At 65.8% G+C, this 15598-nt stretch carries 18 protein-coding genes; 6 read left to right on the top strand and 12 right to left on the bottom strand.

All coding sequences use genetic code 11. The features are described from left to right. Positions 1-772 precede the first annotated feature (772 nt). Positions 773-1612 (top strand): PhzF family phenazine biosynthesis protein, encoded by an 840-nt coding sequence (locus BBTA_RS03935; RefSeq protein WP_041750307.1) that lies wholly within the window; start codon positions 773-775, stop codon positions 1610-1612. 10 nt (positions 1613-1622) lie between these two features. Here the strand turns inward: BBTA_RS03935 and BBTA_RS03930 are convergent, their stop codons facing one another. The 10 genes from BBTA_RS03930 to coxB all read right to left on the bottom strand — a co-directional run bounded on the left by BBTA_RS03930 (position 1623) and on the right by coxB (position 9508). Next, positions 1623-2084, bottom strand: a complete 462-nt coding sequence (locus tag BBTA_RS03930; RefSeq protein WP_049795294.1) for a carboxymuconolactone decarboxylase family protein — start codon at positions 2082-2084, stop codon at positions 1623-1625. Next, complete coding sequence (locus BBTA_RS03925) at positions 1981-2448, bottom strand: MerR family transcriptional regulator (RefSeq protein WP_012041149.1); 468 nt, start codon at positions 2446-2448, stop codon at positions 1981-1983. The genes BBTA_RS03930 and BBTA_RS03925 overlap by 104 nt, the downstream gene beginning before the upstream one ends. 71 nt (positions 2449-2519) lie before the next feature. Continuing rightward, positions 2520-3275 (bottom strand): SURF1 family protein, encoded by a 756-nt coding sequence (locus tag BBTA_RS03920; RefSeq protein WP_012041148.1) that lies wholly within the window; start codon positions 3273-3275, stop codon positions 2520-2522. Positions 3276-3603: 328 nt separating this feature from the next. Continuing rightward, positions 3604-3993, bottom strand: a complete 390-nt coding sequence (locus tag BBTA_RS03915) for a DUF983 domain-containing protein (protein WP_012041147.1) — start codon at positions 3991-3993, stop codon at positions 3604-3606. Between the two features lie 108 nt (positions 3994-4101). Then, entirely contained in the window at positions 4102-4959 is an 858-nt protein-coding gene (locus tag BBTA_RS03910) for a cytochrome c oxidase subunit 3 (RefSeq protein ID WP_012041146.1), read from the bottom strand. A gap of 87 nt (positions 4960-5046) precedes the next feature. After that, positions 5047-5697 (bottom strand): cytochrome c oxidase assembly protein, encoded by a 651-nt coding sequence (locus BBTA_RS03905; protein ID WP_012041145.1) that lies wholly within the window; start codon positions 5695-5697, stop codon positions 5047-5049. A 26-nt stretch (positions 5698-5723) separates the two neighbouring features. Then, positions 5724-5900 (bottom strand): hypothetical protein, encoded by a 177-nt coding sequence (locus tag BBTA_RS03900; protein WP_012041144.1) that lies wholly within the window; start codon positions 5898-5900, stop codon positions 5724-5726. Positions 5901-5920: 20 nt separating this feature from the next. After that, a complete protein-coding gene (locus tag BBTA_RS03895; RefSeq protein ID WP_012041143.1) occupies positions 5921-6859 on the bottom strand; it encodes a heme o synthase in 939 nt (312 codons plus the stop codon). Positions 6860-6987: 128 nt separating this feature from the next. Continuing rightward, positions 6988-8601 (bottom strand): cytochrome c oxidase subunit I, encoded by a 1614-nt coding sequence (ctaD, locus tag BBTA_RS03890; RefSeq protein WP_012041142.1) that lies wholly within the window; start codon positions 8599-8601, stop codon positions 6988-6990. A 67-nt stretch (positions 8602-8668) separates the two neighbouring features. Then, positions 8669-9508 (bottom strand): cytochrome c oxidase subunit II, encoded by an 840-nt coding sequence (gene coxB, locus BBTA_RS03885; protein WP_012041141.1) that lies wholly within the window; start codon positions 9506-9508, stop codon positions 8669-8671. A 471-nt stretch (positions 9509-9979) separates the two neighbouring features. Between coxB and BBTA_RS03880 the strand changes: the two genes are divergently transcribed. Beyond that, positions 9980-10591 (top strand): invasion associated locus B family protein, encoded by a 612-nt coding sequence (locus BBTA_RS03880; protein ID WP_012041140.1) that lies wholly within the window; start codon positions 9980-9982, stop codon positions 10589-10591. A gap of 99 nt (positions 10592-10690) precedes the next feature. Here BBTA_RS03880 and BBTA_RS03875 read toward each other — a convergent pair whose 3' ends face one another. Then, entirely contained in the window at positions 10691-11191 is a 501-nt protein-coding gene (locus BBTA_RS03875) for a GNAT family N-acetyltransferase (RefSeq protein WP_012041139.1), read from the bottom strand. Positions 11192-11275: 84 nt separating this feature from the next. Here BBTA_RS03875 and tldD point away from each other — a divergent pair, with 84 nt between their 5' ends. The 4 genes from tldD (at position 11276) to BBTA_RS03855 (ending at position 14493) form a co-directional block, all read left to right on the top strand. Further along, the gene (gene tldD / locus BBTA_RS03870) at positions 11276-12703 is read left to right on the top strand and encodes a metalloprotease TldD (protein ID WP_012041138.1); all 1428 of its coding nucleotides are present in this window, start codon (positions 11276-11278) and stop codon (positions 12701-12703) included. 11 nt (positions 12704-12714) lie between these two features. Beyond that, positions 12715-13494, top strand: a complete 780-nt coding sequence (gene lepB, locus BBTA_RS03865; RefSeq protein ID WP_041751214.1) for a signal peptidase I — start codon at positions 12715-12717, stop codon at positions 13492-13494. Between the two features lie 12 nt (positions 13495-13506). After that, the gene (locus tag BBTA_RS03860; RefSeq protein ID WP_041750306.1) at positions 13507-13845 is read left to right on the top strand and encodes an MmcQ/YjbR family DNA-binding protein; all 339 of its coding nucleotides are present in this window, start codon (positions 13507-13509) and stop codon (positions 13843-13845) included. Between the two features lie 78 nt (positions 13846-13923). Beyond that, a complete protein-coding gene (locus BBTA_RS03855) occupies positions 13924-14493 on the top strand; it encodes a nucleotidyltransferase family protein (protein ID WP_012041135.1) in 570 nt (189 codons plus the stop codon). A gap of 237 nt (positions 14494-14730) precedes the next feature. Here the strand turns inward: BBTA_RS03855 and BBTA_RS03850 are convergent, their stop codons facing one another. Beyond that, positions 14731-15363, bottom strand: coding sequence for a PAN domain-containing protein (locus BBTA_RS03850; protein WP_041750305.1), 633 nt, complete (start codon positions 15361-15363; stop codon positions 14731-14733). Positions 15364-15598 lie beyond the last annotated feature (235 nt).

Genomic DNA, 15598 nt, shown 5'->3' with positions numbered 1-15598 from the left:
GGCGCATCGGCGCCGTCGCGAACGTAACACCAGCATCGGGGTGTCAGGACGCTGCCATTTCATGTCCGTACCGACACGCGCTCGTCTGGCGCATCCGGTCGCGGCCATCGCATCCCCCCTCACGTCCGTGACGACGCGTACGCCCCTCGCAACGAGGCGGGACGGCGACAGACAATCACGATTTCGGAAAAAATGAAACCAAAAATTTCTGCCCGGGCCGGCTGGAGAGGCCGAGCGCGTTGGACAGGCTGGCAAAAAGAGCATTTCGGCACAGGCGGATTTGTTAGTTCGCGATGCAGGCCGGCGCAGGTCCTGACGGCCCGTCGGGCGACTCAGGTCCGACGATGAGGGCAGCAGGCCTCGTCTTGCGATGCGAACCACGGAGCATCCCCAACCTCGGTGTCGTCCCGGGCAAGTTCGACAATGCGCCAGCGTTGTCGAACGCCGACCCGGGACCCATAACCACCGACCTCCGTGGCAAGCACGCCGTTGCTCCAGCCTGCCGCCCCACAATCGATCGGGGGTATGGGTCCCTGCGTTCGCAGGGACGACACTGGTGTGCAGGGCGACATCTCACACCGCACCGTCATTGCGAGGAGCGCAGCGACGAAGCAATCCAGACTACCTCAACTGAGGGACCTCGATTGCTCTGGCGCAACGGCGCCTCGCGGCTACCAGCGCCTGCGACATGCTCTCTCCAACGCAACGTTCTTCACTTGCATGCGCCGGAGGCTTAGACCTTCGCAGGCCCACATCCAGCGTGAGACACCGAATGATCATCCAGCACATCGCCGCCTTCACCGACGGCCCATGCGGCGGCAATCCGGCGGGTGTGGTCATCTGCGAGACGTTGCCCGAGGCCGCCACCATGCAGGCGATGGCGGCTGACATCGGCTATTCGGAGACGGCGTTCGCGGCGCCCATCGGCGACACATGGCGGGTGCGCTATTTCGCGCCGCAGGCCGAGGTTGATTTCTGCGGCCACGCGACCATCGCGCTCGGCGCCGCGCTCGCCAGGCATCAAGCCTCCGGCACGTTTGCGCTCACGCTCAATCATGCCGACATCACCGTCGATGGCCATCTCACGGCAACGGACTGGAGCGCATCGTTCCAGTCGCCGCCGACGCAGACGCGCGCCCTGCCGTCGGCGGCGCTCGACGAGACCCTCGCGCTGTTCGGGCTATCACAGGGCGACCTCGATCCGCGCATCCCGCCTGTCATCGCCCATGCCGGAATGGATCATCCCATCCTCGCGCTGCGCGACCGCAGCCGCCTCGGCGCCATCAGCTACGACTTTGCCCGAGGCGAGGCGCTGGCGCAGCGCGAACGCTTCTGCACTTTCGCCCTGGTGCACGCCGAGACGCCGCAACTCTTCCATGCCCGCAACCCGTTCCCGTTCGGCGGGGTCTACGAGGACCCGGCGACCGGCGCTGCGGCCGCAGCGCTCGCCGGCTATCTGCGCGAGCTGTCCTGGACGGCCGCAGCACCGATCGTGATCCGGCAAGGCGAGGACATGGGCGTGCCGTGCAGCCTGCAGGTCGATCTCGATGGAGCGCGTGGGGCGCCGGTCAGGGTGTCCGGCAGCGTGCGATCGATCCAGCCCGCGGCATAGTCCCGGCGGCTTAGACCGATCTGGCCTCGTCGGCCTTTGCGTCGGCCTCGGCGAACACCGCCTTGGCCGCAAACAGGCCGTTGAGCGCGGCGGGAAAGCCGGCATAGACCGCCATCTGCATGATCACCTCGGTGATCTCCTCGCGGCTGAGGCCGACGTTGAGCCCCGCTTGGATGTGCACCTTGAGCTGCGGGCTGGCATTGCCGAGCGCCGTCAGGGCCGCGATGGTCGCGATCTCGCGGCTGCGCAGATCGAGGCCGGGACGCGAATAGATGTCGCCGAACGGAAACTCGATCACGTAGGTCGCGAAATCCGGCGCGATGTCGGCGAGCGCCGCGATCACGTTGTGACCGGCTTCGCCGTCGATCCTATCGAGCGCGCGCCGGCCGCGCGCCAGGCGATCCTGATCGTGGTTGGCGCCGGATTGCGTGCCGCTCGTCGTCGTGGATTGGCCGGGCGCTGATTGCGTCATCGTCGTTCGTCCTCTCGCTGCTGCCGGCATAGCCGGCGATCTTGCCGTCGAGAACAAGAAGGCAGTCCTGCAACGCGGTGACATGCGCCCGGACCGCCTCGCGATGCCGCTCCAGCAGCCGACGCCGCTTCGGCTCAGTGGCGACGCCGCGCGCACGCAGCTCGGCATAGCGCAGCATGTCCCGGATCGGCATTCCCGTGGCCTTGAGACGGCCGAGGAATTCGATCCAGGAGAGGATCGTGGCGTCGTAGTCTCGCTGCCGGGCATGATCCCGAGCGGCCCTGGGCAGCAGCCCGATCCGCTCGTAGTAGCGGATCGTATGGGGCGTCAGCCCCGACTGCTTGGCCAGTTCGCCGATCTTCATGCGCGCCCGTCTCCATTCACGACGCCCGGCAGGCTACGGGTTCGAGCGCGCTCTAAGTCAAGCGTGAAAAATCAAGCGCCGTTCCGGCGCGTCCTCGCCCACACGGCGAATGCCGCGATCAGCGCGGCGGCGAGCGAGAACCAGGTCAAAGCGTATTGCATGTGCTCGTCGCGCAGATGCGGCGACAGCGGGCCGGGCTTGGGGATGCCGTTGTCGGGCACCGGCGTTTCGAGATCGATGTAGAACGGCGCGACCTCGCCCCAGCCCAGCGTCTTGGCCATCGCGAGGTGGTCACGGGTGAACCAGAGGCGCTTGTCGCGGCTTTCGGCGGCGGTCAGCCAACCGGCGGCTTCGGGAAAGCGCAGATAGCCGGTCAGCGTGGCCGGCTCGCCGGTGACGAGCTTTCCGACCTGGCGGTCCTGAATGCTGCGCTCCTGCATCGTGTTGGCGACAAAGCCGGCATCGATCACGATCGTTTCGCCGGTCGGCAGCCGCGCGGGGAGAAACGCCCAGGTGCCCGGCCCGGAGACATCCTCGCGCACGGCCGAGCCGGCGCTGTAGACCATCGCGTCCGGCAGCTTCGCGTAGGTGGCGGTGAAACTGACGCGGCGGAATTCGTCGCGCTCCGGCGTCAAGTTGCGCCAGTCGCTTTGCGGCGGCAGCGGCGCGGGCGCCGCGGTGACGCGGTCGGTGAGCGCGGCGATCAGCGCATGCTTGGCCGAGCGGCGTTGCAACTGCCAGACGCCGAGGCCGATGAACAGCGCGACCATGACGACGGTGAAGGCGGCAAAAGCGCGCGACGAGGTGGGGGAGCGGGTGGAGGTCATGAGGCGAGTCCGACGCTGCGCGCCTGCTTGAAGGCAAATGCGTTGACGCGGGTGAGGGAGCCCACTGACTTTGCCAAGCAGACGGTGCGCCCGCCTCCCCCTTGCGGGGAGGGGTTGGGGGTGGCCCAGCAAAGACTGCCGTTGGGGCTACCCCCCTCCCCAGCCGTCCCCCACGAGGGGGGAGGGAGCGCAGCGTGCGTGCGGCAACGGCCTTTGTCCCATTCAAGCGTGGTCAGCGGCGTGGCCCGCCTCACACGGGACGGACCGCCACGGCGGGACCCGAGCAGCGCTTCAAAACCGGGGCGAGCGTCCGCGGATGCCCGACACCTCATCGCGGCGTCTTGTCCACCAGCCGGCCGGGGGCGGCCTTGTGGTGGAACTGCAGCGCGATCAGCAGCGACTTCATGGCGCGCAGCGGCAGCAGGGTGGTGATCAGGATCAGCGGGCCCCACAGCGCGGCATGGACCCAGAATGGCGGCTGATACTTCACCTCGACGATCAGCGCGGCGCCGACCACGATCGCACCGGCGAGCATCATGATGAAGATCGCCGGGCCGTCACCGGTGTCGATGAAGGCATAATCGAGATCGCAGGCCTCGCAGCGCTTGCGCAGAGTGAGGAAGCCGTCGAACAGCTTGCCCTGGCCGCAGCGCGGACAGCGGCAGGCGAGGCCGCGCAAAATGGTCTGGGTCAGGGTGACGGGCGGATGCGTGATCATGATGACTTGCCTGCGTCGTGGCGGCCGTAACGAAAGGGGCGGCCGAACGGCCGCCCCTTTGTAACATGTTTCGCTGCAACCTGCGCGCCGCCGGCGCGCGCGGATGCGTCAATGCGCGCCGTGCGCCATCGTCTCGGCGCCGTGGCCCCAGACGTAGATGCAGACGAACAGGAACAGCCAGACCACGTCGACGAAGTGCCAGTACCAGGCGGCGAACTCGAAGCCAAGATGCTGCTTCGGCGTGAAGTGGCCGGCATAGACGCGCACCAGGCAGACCAGCAGGAAGATGGTGCCGACCAGGACGTGGAAGCCATGGAAGCCGGTCGCCATGAAGAAGGTGGCGCCGTAGATGTGGCCGGCGAACGAGAACGTCGCGTGGCTGTACTCATAGGCCTGCACGCAGGTGAAGGTCGCGCCGAGCAACACGGTCAGGATCAGGCCGTATTTCAGGCCCTTGCGGTCGCCCTCGAGCAGCGCATGGTGGGCCCAGGTCACGGTCGTGCCCGAGGTCAGCAGGATCAGCGTGTTGAGCAGCGGCAGGTGCCAGGGATCGAAGGTCTCGATGCCCTTGGGCGGCCAGACGCCACCGAACAGCGCATCGCGGGTCGCCTGCACCTCGTAGCCCGGATACAGCGCCGAGTTGAAATAGGCCCAGAACCAGGCCACGAAGAACATCACCTCCGAGGCGATGAACAGGATCATGCCGTAGCGGTGATGCAGCTGCACGACGCGGGTGTGGTCGCCCTTGTACTGGGCTTCCTTGATGACGTCGCCCCACCAGCTCGCCATCGTGTACAGCACGCCGATGGTGCCGATGCCGAACACGATCGGCGCGCCGGAGAACATCTTGTGCATCCAGGCGATCGCGCCGAAGGCCATGATGAAGGCCGAGACCGAGCCGACGAACGGCCAAGGGCTCGGATCGACGAGGTGGTAGTCGTGGTGCTTGGCGTGCGCCTCAGCCATGTCAAGTCTCTCCCCAGATCGGTGCCGGTCGCCCCAGCACATATTCGTGTACAAGCACAGGTCCCCGGATCGTGGACATCCGCGCGGTCAAAGGTTGCCCCGCGGTTTGTCCGGCTCGCCCGCGGCGACCGGCTTGGGCGCCTCACGGACGGGATAGAACGTGTAGGATAGCGTGATCGTCTTCAGCGAGTCGTTCTCGTGGTCGGCGGTGATCGCCGGATCGACATAGAACACGACCGGCATCTCGCGGGTCTCGCCCGGTGCCATGGTCTGCTCGGTGAAGCAGAAGCAGTTGATCTTCTGGAAATAGACGCCCGAGGTCAGCGGCGTCACATTGTAGGCGGCCTGCGCCATCGTGGTGCGCGCCGACTGGTTGGTGACCGTGTAATAGACCGTGACCACCTCGCCGATCGCGACCTCGATTTCGGTCTTCTCCGCCTCGAACTTCCAGGGCAGCCCGCCGGCGACATTGGTGTCGAAGCGGACGGCGATGCGGCGCGCCAGCGGCGCCGATGTCGGCGCCGAAGTTGCGACCTGGGTGGTGCCGTTGAAACCGGTGGCGCGGCAGAACCAATTGTAGAACGGCACTGCCGCATAGGACGCCCCGACCATCAGCACCACGACGGTGCCGCAGATGCCGCCGACGACAGCGTCACGGCCAACGCCACGCCGCAATGCCGGCGCCGCGGCCTGCTCGGCCGGTACGCGCGTCGGGGAGGTCTGATCGGTCTGCGCCATTGCGTCGTCCTGCATCACACCAGCATCTACATCGGCCGCTTCAGCACAGCGGGGCCCTTCACCATCGTCACCGCGAAGAACAGCACCACGAGCACGCCGAGCGCCAGGGCGATCGCGATCGAACGCCGCCGGCGGCTGCGCAGCTGCGCCTCGGTGAGGACGATGCCCTCTGGCTCATTCGGATCGGCCATCGCGGTCGCCATGCTTTCCAGTCTCGCGCCCCTTACCAGATCAACGGCGCGATCATGCGCGCGACCGCCTCGAGCCCGAGCGTCGCGAACAGCGCGAACAGATACAGGATCGAGAAGGCGAACAGCTTGCGGTTGGCGCGCAGCGATTGGCTGCGTTCGCGCTTGCGGAACACCTCAATCGCAAACCACAGCATGCCGGCGCCAAGCGCCAGCGAGACGACGCCGTAGACGGCGTCGAAATAGCCGAGCGGCCAGGGCGCGGCGGCAATCGCCACCAGGAGGATCGTGTAGAGCAGGATCTGCAGCCGGGTCGCATCAGGACCGGCAACGACGGGGAGCATCGGCACGCCGGCGCGGGCATAGTCGTCGCTGCGGAACAGCGCCAGCGCCCAGAAATGCGGCGGGGTCCAGAAGAAGATGATCAGGAACAGCAGCAGCGGCTCCGGCGCGATCGACCCGGTCGCCGCGACCCAGGCCACCACCGGCGGCAAGGCGCCGGCGGCGCCGCCGATGACGATGTTCTGCGCCGTCCAGCGCTTCAGCCACAGCGTGTAGATGACGACATAGAAGAAGATCGTGAACGCCAGCAGCGCGCCGGCATACCAATTGACCAGGATGCCGAGCGTCAGCACCGAGAAGAACGACAGGGTGATGCCGAAGGCCAGCGCCTCCTGGCGGGTGACGCGGCCGCGCGGGATCGGGCGGTTGGCGGTCCGCGACATCAGCGAATCGATGTCGCCTTCCAGCGCCATGTTGAGCGCGCCGGAGGCGCCGGCGCCGACCGCGATGCACAGCAGCGAGGTGATCGCGAGCACCGGGTGGAAATGGCCGGGAGCGATCAGCAGGCCGATCAGCGCCGTGAAGATCACGAGCGACATCACCCGCGGCTTCAGCAGCGCGAGATAATCGCCGACATCGGCTTCGGAGATCCGCGGACCGACGGCAATGGCGTTCTGATCAATGACCGACACAGCGATTCCAGACTTCAATTCAAAGCAGGTCTGAAGCGTTTTGCTTCACGGCAGCGGCGCGCGGCCATGCGCGCCGATCGATAGATCGACGCGGCGCCCGAGACGGTGCCGCGTCGCAAGAGTCGGGATCACTGCACCTTCGGCAGCACCTCGAACTGGTGGAACGGAGGCGGCGACGACAGCGTCCATTCCAGGGTGGTCGCGCCCGGTCCCCACGGGTTGGCGGCGGCCTGCTGCTTGCGCATGAAGGCGTCGACGACACCGTAGATGAAGATCAGGACGCCGACCGCCGAGATGTAGGAGCCGATCGACGACACCAGATTCCAGCCGGCAAAGGCATCGGGATAGTCGACGTAGCGACGCGGCATGCCGGACAGGCCGAGGAAGTGCTGCGGGAAGAACACCAGGTTCACGCCGATGAAGGTGACCCAGAAGTGCAGCTTGGCGATGCCCTCATTGTACATGTAGCCGAACATCTTCGGGAACCAGTAGTACCAGCCGGCGAAGATGGCGAACACGGCGCCGAGCGACAGCACGTAGTGGAAGTGCGCGACGACGTAATAGGTATCCTGCAGCACGCGGTCGACGCCGGCATTCGCCAGCACGACGCCGGTGACGCCACCGACCGTGAACAGGAAGATGAAGCCCACGGCCCACAGCATCGGCGCGCGGAACTCGATCGAGCCGCCCCACATCGTGGCGATCCAGGAGAAGATCTTCACGCCGGTCGGCACAGCGATCACCATGGTGGCAGCGACGAAATAGGCCTGCGTCGCCGACGACATGCCGACCGTGTACATGTGGTGCGCCCAGACCACGAAGCCGATGCCGCCGATCGCGACCATGGCGTAGGCCATGCCGAGATAGCCGAACACGGGCTTGCGCGAGAAGGTCGACACGATCTGGCTGATCATGCCGAAGCCGGGCAGGATCAGGATGTACACTTCGGGGTGACCGAAGAACCAGAACAGATGCTGGAACAGCACCGGGTCGCCGCCGCCTTCGGGAGCGAAGAAGGTGGTGCCGAAATTGCGGTCCGTCAGCATCATGGTGATCGCGCCGGCGAGCACCGGCAGCGACAGCAGCAGCAGGAACACCGTCACCAGCACCGACCACACGAACAGCGGCATCTTGTGCAGGGTCATGCCCGGCGCGCGCATGTTGAAGATGGTGGTGATGAAGTTGATCGAGCCCAGGATCGACGAGGCACCGGCGAGATGCAGCGACAGGATCGCGAAGTCGACCGCGGGTCCCGGATGGCCTGACGTCGACAATGGCACATACATCGTCCAGCCGGCGCCGACGCCGTTGGCACCCGGCTCGCCCTCGACGAAGGTCGACAGCAGCAGCAGCGCGAACGAGGCTGGCAGCAGCCAGAACGAGATGTTGTTCATGCGCGGGAACGCCATGTCCGGCGCGCCGATCATCAGCGGCACCATCCAGTTGCCGAAGCCGCCGATCATCGCCGGCATGACCATGAAGAAGATCATGATCAGACCGTGCGAGGTCACGAACACGTTGTAGGTGTGGCTCTCATGGAAGAGCTGCACGCCCGGATACATCAACTCGATGCGGATCGCGACCGACATCGCGCCGCCGATCAGGCCGGCGAACACGGCGAAGATCAGGTACATCGTGCCGATGTCTTTGTGGTTGGTCGAATACAGCCAGCGCCGCCATCCGGTCGGATGGTCGTGCGCGTGATCGTCATGGCTGCTATGGGTCGCTACGTTCGTCGCCATTGTCCAATCCTCAGTGTCCCCGGTGGACCGCCAGAGGCGGCCCTCAATTTCGCGTTTCGTCCCCGCGCTACTGCGACACGCCTGCGGCTGACGCGTAAGTGCTGGTCGGCGCGCTGGCGAATTTCTTCTTGGCGTCTTCGACCCAGGCGGTGAACTCCTGGTCGCTCACGACCCGCACCGCGATTGGCATGAAGGCGTGATCCTTGCCGCACAGTTCGGAGCACTGGCCGTAATACATGCCGACCTTGGTCGCCTTGAACCAAGTCTCGTTGAGACGGCCGGGAATGGCGTCGATCTTGACGCCGAAGGACGGGATCGCCCAGGAGTGGATCACGTCGGCGCCGGTGGTCTGAACCCGGATCACCTTGTTGACCGGCACGACCATCTCATTGTCGACCGCGAGCAGGCGGGGCTTCTTGTCCTGCGCCATCAGCGAGTCGAACTCGAACTTGCCATTGTCCGGGTAGGCGTAGCTCCAATACCACTGCTTGCCGGTGGCCTTGATGGTGATGTCCGCCTTCGGCACGTCGAGCTCGAGGAACAGCAGCCGGAACGACGGCACCGCGATGGTGACCAGGATCAGCACCGGGATCAGCGTCCACGCCACTTCCAGCAGGGTGTTGTGGGTGGTGCGCGACGGCACCGGATTGGCGCGCGCGTTGAACTTCACCACCACGGCGACGAGCAGCGCCAGCACGAACAACGTGATCAGAGTGATGATCGTCAGCAGCAGGCCATGAAACCAGGTGATGTTCTCCATCACCGGCGTGGCAGCTTCCTGCAGCTTGTACTCCCACGGCGCCGGCTGCCCCGTCTCCGCGAACGCCGACCCACCCCCGACGAGCGTCACGCCCGCCATGGCCAAGCCCAGCAAACGGGCACTCAATTGGCCTTTCGACACCTTCATGTCGTCGCGCTCCCTTCAGAACTTTCCCCCTCAGCGCACGCGCTGTTGAAGCGGTACGCTGTTGTGATCCGCGCTCCTGACAAATGGCCTTCGGGCGGATGCATAGAGAAGCACCTGGGCCAGTTCACTGGAATGACGAAATCTTTCTTCTCAAACCATAATTCTTGATCTATCGCAATGCAGTCTTGAGCCGGATTTCGCCGGGGGCAGGATCTGCAGCAACGCGCGGATTTTCCGAGAAATTGCGACGTTGCGCGATTTCGCCGACAACGAGCGCTTGACAGGCAAGCTGCGCGATGTAGGCAACGCGCAGCGGCCGTCTGCGAGGCTGATTCGGTGAGGCGCGGCGGCGCGACCGGGTGCGGCCATATTTCGTCGCGGTTCGTGCCGTAGGCTTCCGACGCTGTCCTCAAGACGCCATCATTGCCGTATCTTGGCGTCAGACGCGCAGATCACCCACAGGAAATTGGCATGGCACCGACCCGGATCAGGGTTTCAACGGACAGGACAGCTGACATGTCCACCCCAGCTGCGAATGACTCGCGCCGTTTGAGCACTGTTTGGGCCCGACTCACCACCGGCATGGTTGCCGCTGGCGCGGCGCTGAGCTTGGCGATGAGCCTGACCCTCACCACGTCCGGCGCGGCGCAGGCACAGGGCGCGGTGCGCTCGGTGCATGGCGATTGGCAGATCCGCTGCGACACGCCGCCGGGCGCGCAGAGCGAGCAATGCGCGCTGATTCAGAGCGTCGTCGCCGAGGATCGCTCCAATGCCGGCCTCACCGTGATCATGCTCAAGACCGCCGACCAGAAGAGCCGGTTGATGCGCGTGGTGGCGCCGCTCGGCGTGCTGCTGCCGTCCGGCCTCGGCCTCAAGCTCGACAACCAGGATGTCGGCCGCGCCGGTTTCGTGCGCTGCCTGCCGAATGGCTGCGTCGCCGAGGTGGTGCTGGACGACAAGCTGCTCGGCCAGCTCAAGACGGCGAAGACCGCGACCTTCATCATCTTCGAAACGCCGGAGGAAGGCATCGGCTTCCCGCTGAGCCTCAACGGCCTCGCCGACGGCTTCGACAAGCTGCCCTGACACCAAGCCGGCCTGACACCAGCAAGCGCTATCGCCGAACGCCTGACACATTGCCGTGAACGACGGCGATCGTTGGCGCGCGCCGAGCGACCGTATCGATCAGCGTCCCGTGTCGAGCGCCAGCGCCATCACCAGCAGCGTCTTGTCGAACCCGTCGTCGCGAGCCTCGCGCGGCTGCACCGCCTTCAGAACGAATCCGGCCTTTTGATACAGCCGGATCGCATCCGTATTGCTGCGGTAGACATTCAGCTCGACGCGCGAGAACCCGACCCGCCGCGCTGCCTCCAGCGTCGCCGCCATCAGCCGGGTTCCATTGCCCTGGCGCCGGAACTGCGGCAAAAGGCCCATGCCGAGCACGCCGACCCGGGCATCGATTGGCCCTGATTTCGGCGTCACATCGCACCAGCCGACCACATCGCCTGCCGACAACGCCACGAATTGCGGATATCCCTCCTGGATATTGTTCAGGATGAATGCCCGCGTGGAGTCGAGCGGTGGCGCCTGCACAAAGGACAGGTAGCGCCGTTCACGCGCGACAAAATCCAGCGTGCGGTGAAAGCTCTCGATGTAAGCGGCCGTGATTGGAACGATCTCAACCATGTCAATTCGGTAATCATCCAGCCCCTCGCGCCCCGACGTCAAAACAACTATCTTGGAATGACCGCTCCGACAACGGATTGACCCATGACGAATCCCGCCACCACCTCCCTGCTCGATCGCGCCAGTCTGGATCGTGACGCGGTCCGCAGCGAGATTGCGCGCGGCCTGGCCGGCGCCGACGACGGCGAGCTGTTTCTCGAATACAGCCAGACCGAGGCGCTGACCTTCGACAATGGCCGCCTGAAGCAGGCGACCTATGACACCAGCCAGGGCTTCGGCCTGCGCGCCGTCAAGGACGATGCGGTCGGCTACGCGCATTCCTCCGACGTCTCGCTGCCGGCGCTGATGCGCGCGGCGGACGCGGTGAGCGCGGTCAGGGGCGGCTATTCGGGCAACTTCGCCAGCCCGCCGCCGCATACGAATGTGCGGCTCTATGGCGACGACAATCCGCTCGACGCGCCGGGCTTCGAGAGCAAGGTCAAGCTGCTCGGCGAGATCGACGCCTATCTGCGCGATAAGGATCCGCGCGTGCGCCAGGTGACCGTGAGCCTCGGTGCGACCTGGCAGGTGGTCGAGATCATCAGGCCCGACGGTGAGAGCTATCGTGACATCCGCCCGCTGGTGCGCGTCAACGTCTCGGTCGTCGCTGGCCAGGGCGACCGCCAGGAGAGCGGCAGCAAGGGCTATGGCGGCCGCGAGGCCTATGCCCGCTTCATCGAGACCAAGGCATGGCGCGAAGCCGCTGATGGCGCGCTGCGCGAGGCGCTGGTCAATCTCGAATCCGTCCCCGCGCCGGCCGGCGAGATGGACGTCGTGCTGGGCGCCGGCTGGCCCGGCGTGATGCTGCACGAAGCCGTCGGCCACGGCCTCGAAGGCGACTTCAACCGCAAGAAGACGTCGGCTTTCGCCGGGCTGATGGGCAAGCCGGTCGCCGCCAAGGGCGTCACGGTGGTCGATGACGGCACCATGTCGTCGCGCCGCGGCTCGCTGTCGATCGACGACGAGGGCACGCCGACCAGCCGCACTGTGCTGATCGAGGACGGCATCCTGGTCGGCTACATGCAGGACCGCCAGAACGCGCGGCTGATGAACATGGCGCCGACCGGCAATGGCCGCAGGCAAGGCTATGCGCATGTGCCGATGCCGCGCATGACCAACACCTACATGCTGGCCGGCGACCGCGATCCGGCCGAGATCATCGCCTCCGTCAAGAACGGCATCTACGCCGTCAATTTCGGTGGCGGCCAGGTCGACATCACCTCGGGCAAATACGTCTTCCAGTGCACCGAGGCCTATCGGATCGAGAACGGCAAGGTCGGTGCGCCGGTGAAGGGCGCGATGCTGATCGGCAATGGCCCGACCGACCTCAACCGCATCAGCATGATCGGCAACGATCTGTCGCTCGACACCGGCATCGGCACCTGTGGCAAGAACGGCCAGGGCGTGCCTGTCGGCGTCGGTCAGCCGACGCTGCGCATGGATCGCATCACGGTGGGAGGCACGGGCCGATGAGCCTCGACAAGATGTCGGCCGAGAAGACCCTGACCAAGCCCGCGCGCAAAGACACCACCACCTGGGGCGGACAGCTCGCACAGCTCGCCGCCGTAGTCCTGGTCGTGTTCGTCGCCAAGGGCGCGATCGCCGAGCCGTTCTACGTGCCCTCGGGCTCGATGGAGCCGACGCTGCTGATCGGCGACGCGCTGCTCGCGTCGAAATTCCCGTATGGCTATGGCACGTCGTCGCTGCCGATGCAGATCACCTTGCCCGAGACCGGGCGGCTGTTCGGCGAGACGCCGAAGCGTGGCGACGTCGTCGTGTTCCGCTGGCCGGGCGACACCTCGCAGGCCTGGGTCAAGCGCGTCGTAGGCCTGCCCGGCGACCGCATCCAGATGCGCCAGGGCCAGCTCTACATCAATGGCGAGGCCGCCGCGCTGAAGCCGGACGGCATCGGCGACGCCGAGGACGACACCGGCCGCAACGAGCCCGCCTATCGCTATGTCGAGACGCTGCCGAATGGCGTGTCGCACCTGATCTTCAAGATGCGCGACAATGGCCGGCTCGACAACACGCCGGAAGTCACCGTGCCGCCCGGCAAACTGTTCGTGCTCGGCGATAACAGAGACAACTCCGCCGACAGCCGCGTCTCGTTGCGCGATGGCGGCGTCGGCCTGCTGCCGATCGACAATCTGGTCGGCCGCGCCGACGCGGTGGTCGGCTCGTGGGATCTCGGCTTCAAGAACCAGCCGGTGTGGGCCTGGCTGTCGGGCTTCCGGCTGGATCGTTTCTTCACCGCGGTGCGCTGAGCGCGCCGCACCGTGACCTTCGACGACGTCAGGGCCTTGGCGCTGGCGTGGCCGGAGGCCGAGGACGGAAAATCCTACGGCACGCTGGCGCTGAAGGTGCGCAACAAGATGCTGGCGCGGCTGAGGGAGGACGGCGCCAGCCTCGTCCTTCCGGGCATCCCTGCAGACGAGCGCGAGCTGCTGGTCGAGAACCGGCCAAGGCTGTTCTATTTCACCGACCACTACCGCGACCATCCGATCGTGCTGCTGCGCCTGTCAAATGCGCAGCGCGCGGACGTGGAGCCGCTCTTGCGCCGGCAGTGGCGAGCACTGACGTCGAAGAAGGCGCTCGCCGCGATCGATCGCGGCTGAAACCGGCTGCCCACCGGCGTACCTTTCGTGTATGAGACAGCGGCCGACAAACGCCCGTTCTCGACGTCATCGACGACCATGACCGAAGACGAATTCATCGCAGCCGCGCTGCGCAATCCCATCAATACGGCGATCATGCACGTGCTGCGCGAAACGGACTTGCCCGATGCGTGGATCGTCTCCGGCTGCCTGGTCCAGACCGTCTGGAACGTCCGAACCAGCCGTCCCGTCGACCACGGCATTCTCGACTACGACGTCTTCTACTCCGATCCCGACACGTCCTGGGAGGCGGAGGACGCCGTCATCAAACTTGTGGCGTCACTGCTTGCCGGCATTGACGCCAAGGTCGAGGTGCGCAACCAGGCCCGCGTCCACCTCTGGTATCCCGCCAAGCACGGCCGCCCCTACCCGCCGCTGACGCGCTCCACCGACGGCATCGACCGTTTCCTCACCACCAATACGCAGGTCGGCCTCCGGCCTGTGGCCGGCGGATACGAGGTCTATGCGCCCAAGGGCTTCGATGACATCGCGCAGATGATCGTACGACCGAATATCACGGCCAATTTTTCGGCGGCGAACTACGCGGCCAAGGCGTCGCGCTGGAAGGCGCTATGGCCGGAGATCACCGTGATCGCCGCAGAGGAATGATTCACACTTGGCTATGCGGAGCCACCGCTCTCCCCGCTTGTCATTCCGGGCGCGCGGTTTGTCCGCTGTAGCTCGAAGAGCGAAGCCCCGAATCCGTAACCACCAGCGTGAGTAATGATTCCGGGCTCGCGCCGCTGCGCGTCACACCCCGGAATGACACTGAGTTTGGTGCACTGTCGGTGCCCGAAGCGTCACCGTCGTAACGGCTTCCATCGGCAGATCGACGCTCTCCGGACGCTACCGCACCACGCCCGAGGTGAAGCCGGCCCGCCGCCGCGGCGGCTTGATCTCCTTTTTCAGGAAGCAGTGCGCCTCCTTGCCGGCATAGCCGGGCCGGGCGAAGGTCCAGGCGCGGCATTTGTTGTCGCCGGTGCAGGCGGCCTTGCAGATCTCCTCGGCGTCGGCGGCCTTCTCGTCTTTCTTGTCCGGCGCCTTGTCGCTGCTCTTGTCTGCGCCTTTGTCGACGGGCTTCTCGACCTTGTCGTTGGCCTTCAGGTCCGTGGTCTTGATGTCGAAGCTGCGATAATCGCCGCCGGGACGGTCGATCGAGGTTTCGACGGCGTCGTTGCGGATTTCGACGACGCCGGCGCCGCGCACGCCGGAGACGCAGCAATTGTCGGGCACCCGTGCCGGCACGCTGTTCTTCAGCCAGCACACCGCGCCCGCTTCCATCACGGTCGGATAGTTGAAGCTCCAGGCGCGACAGCGCCGGTCGTGCTCGCACAGCAGCGCGCAATCGGCCGGGTCGCCCGAGGCGATCGGCGCGCTCATATAGTCGCCGCCGGGACGATCGGAATAGGTCTGGGCGTCAGCTGGCTCCGGACGCGCGGCCGCGAGCAGGCACGCCAGTGCCCACAGCCACACCCCCATGAGGCGCCCCACGCGCCGCCGCTGAACCATCAGACCCATTGTTAGACTTGAGGTTTTCTTGAGTATTTTGAAGCGTCATTTGATCGCCACGAACCTGTATGGCGGATGAACGGCTCTCGCGGACACGACGCGCCCACGGCCACACCGGGGCGCGCCGGCGCCAGACCGGGCCGAAGACACAAACTGCAACAAAAAAGCCGGGCCCATCCGCCAATTCCGCCAAGCTTGGAACTCC

The sequence above is a fragment of the Bradyrhizobium sp. BTAi1 genome (assembly GCF_000015165.1).
Taxonomy (GTDB): Bacteria; Pseudomonadota; Alphaproteobacteria; order Rhizobiales; family Xanthobacteraceae; genus Bradyrhizobium; species Bradyrhizobium denitrificans.
The sequence above is the reverse complement of the archived record's forward strand: the minus strand, read 5'-3'. Positions and strand labels throughout refer to the sequence as shown.

What these genes read in the sequence shown, in the direction of transcription:
- BBTA_RS03880 (WP_012041140.1), top strand. Translation starts at nt 9,980, where the DNA reads ATGGCACCGACCCGGATCAGGGTTTCAACGGACAGGACAGCTGACATG.
- BBTA_RS03850 (WP_041750305.1), bottom strand. Translation starts at nt 15,363, where the DNA reads ATGGGGGTGTGGCTGTGGGCACTGGCGTGCCTGCTCGCGGCCGCGCGT.
- coxB (WP_012041141.1), bottom strand. Translation starts at nt 9,508, where the DNA reads ATGAAGGTGTCGAAAGGCCAATTGAGTGCCCGTTTGCTGGGCTTGGCC.
- BBTA_RS03935 (WP_041750307.1), top strand. Translation starts at nt 773, where the DNA reads ATGATCATCCAGCACATCGCCGCCTTCACCGACGGCCCATGCGGCGGC.
- BBTA_RS03905 (WP_012041145.1), bottom strand. Translation starts at nt 5,697, where the DNA reads ATGGCGCAGACCGATCAGACCTCCCCGACGCGCGTACCGGCCGAGCAG.
- BBTA_RS03910 (WP_012041146.1), bottom strand. Translation starts at nt 4,959, where the DNA reads ATGGCTGAGGCGCACGCCAAGCACCACGACTACCACCTCGTCGATCCG.
- BBTA_RS03855 (WP_012041135.1), top strand. Translation starts at nt 13,924, where the DNA reads ATGACCGAAGACGAATTCATCGCAGCCGCGCTGCGCAATCCCATCAAT.
- BBTA_RS03900 (WP_012041144.1), bottom strand. Translation starts at nt 5,900, where the DNA reads ATGGCGACCGCGATGGCCGATCCGAATGAGCCAGAGGGCATCGTCCTC.
- BBTA_RS03930 (WP_049795294.1), bottom strand. Translation starts at nt 2,084, where the DNA reads ATGACGCAATCAGCGCCCGGCCAATCCACGACGACGAGCGGCACGCAA.
- BBTA_RS03920 (WP_012041148.1), bottom strand. Translation starts at nt 3,275, where the DNA reads ATGACCTCCACCCGCTCCCCCACCTCGTCGCGCGCTTTTGCCGCCTTC.
- BBTA_RS03925 (WP_012041149.1), bottom strand. Translation starts at nt 2,448, where the DNA reads ATGAAGATCGGCGAACTGGCCAAGCAGTCGGGGCTGACGCCCCATACG.
- lepB (WP_041751214.1), top strand. Translation starts at nt 12,715, where the DNA reads ATGTCGGCCGAGAAGACCCTGACCAAGCCCGCGCGCAAAGACACCACC.
- BBTA_RS03915 (WP_012041147.1), bottom strand. Translation starts at nt 3,993, where the DNA reads ATGATCACGCATCCGCCCGTCACCCTGACCCAGACCATTTTGCGCGGC.
- ctaD (WP_012041142.1), bottom strand. Translation starts at nt 8,601, where the DNA reads ATGGCGACGAACGTAGCGACCCATAGCAGCCATGACGATCACGCGCAC.
- BBTA_RS03875 (WP_012041139.1), bottom strand. Translation starts at nt 11,191, where the DNA reads ATGGTTGAGATCGTTCCAATCACGGCCGCTTACATCGAGAGCTTTCAC.
- tldD (WP_012041138.1), top strand. Translation starts at nt 11,276, where the DNA reads ATGACGAATCCCGCCACCACCTCCCTGCTCGATCGCGCCAGTCTGGAT.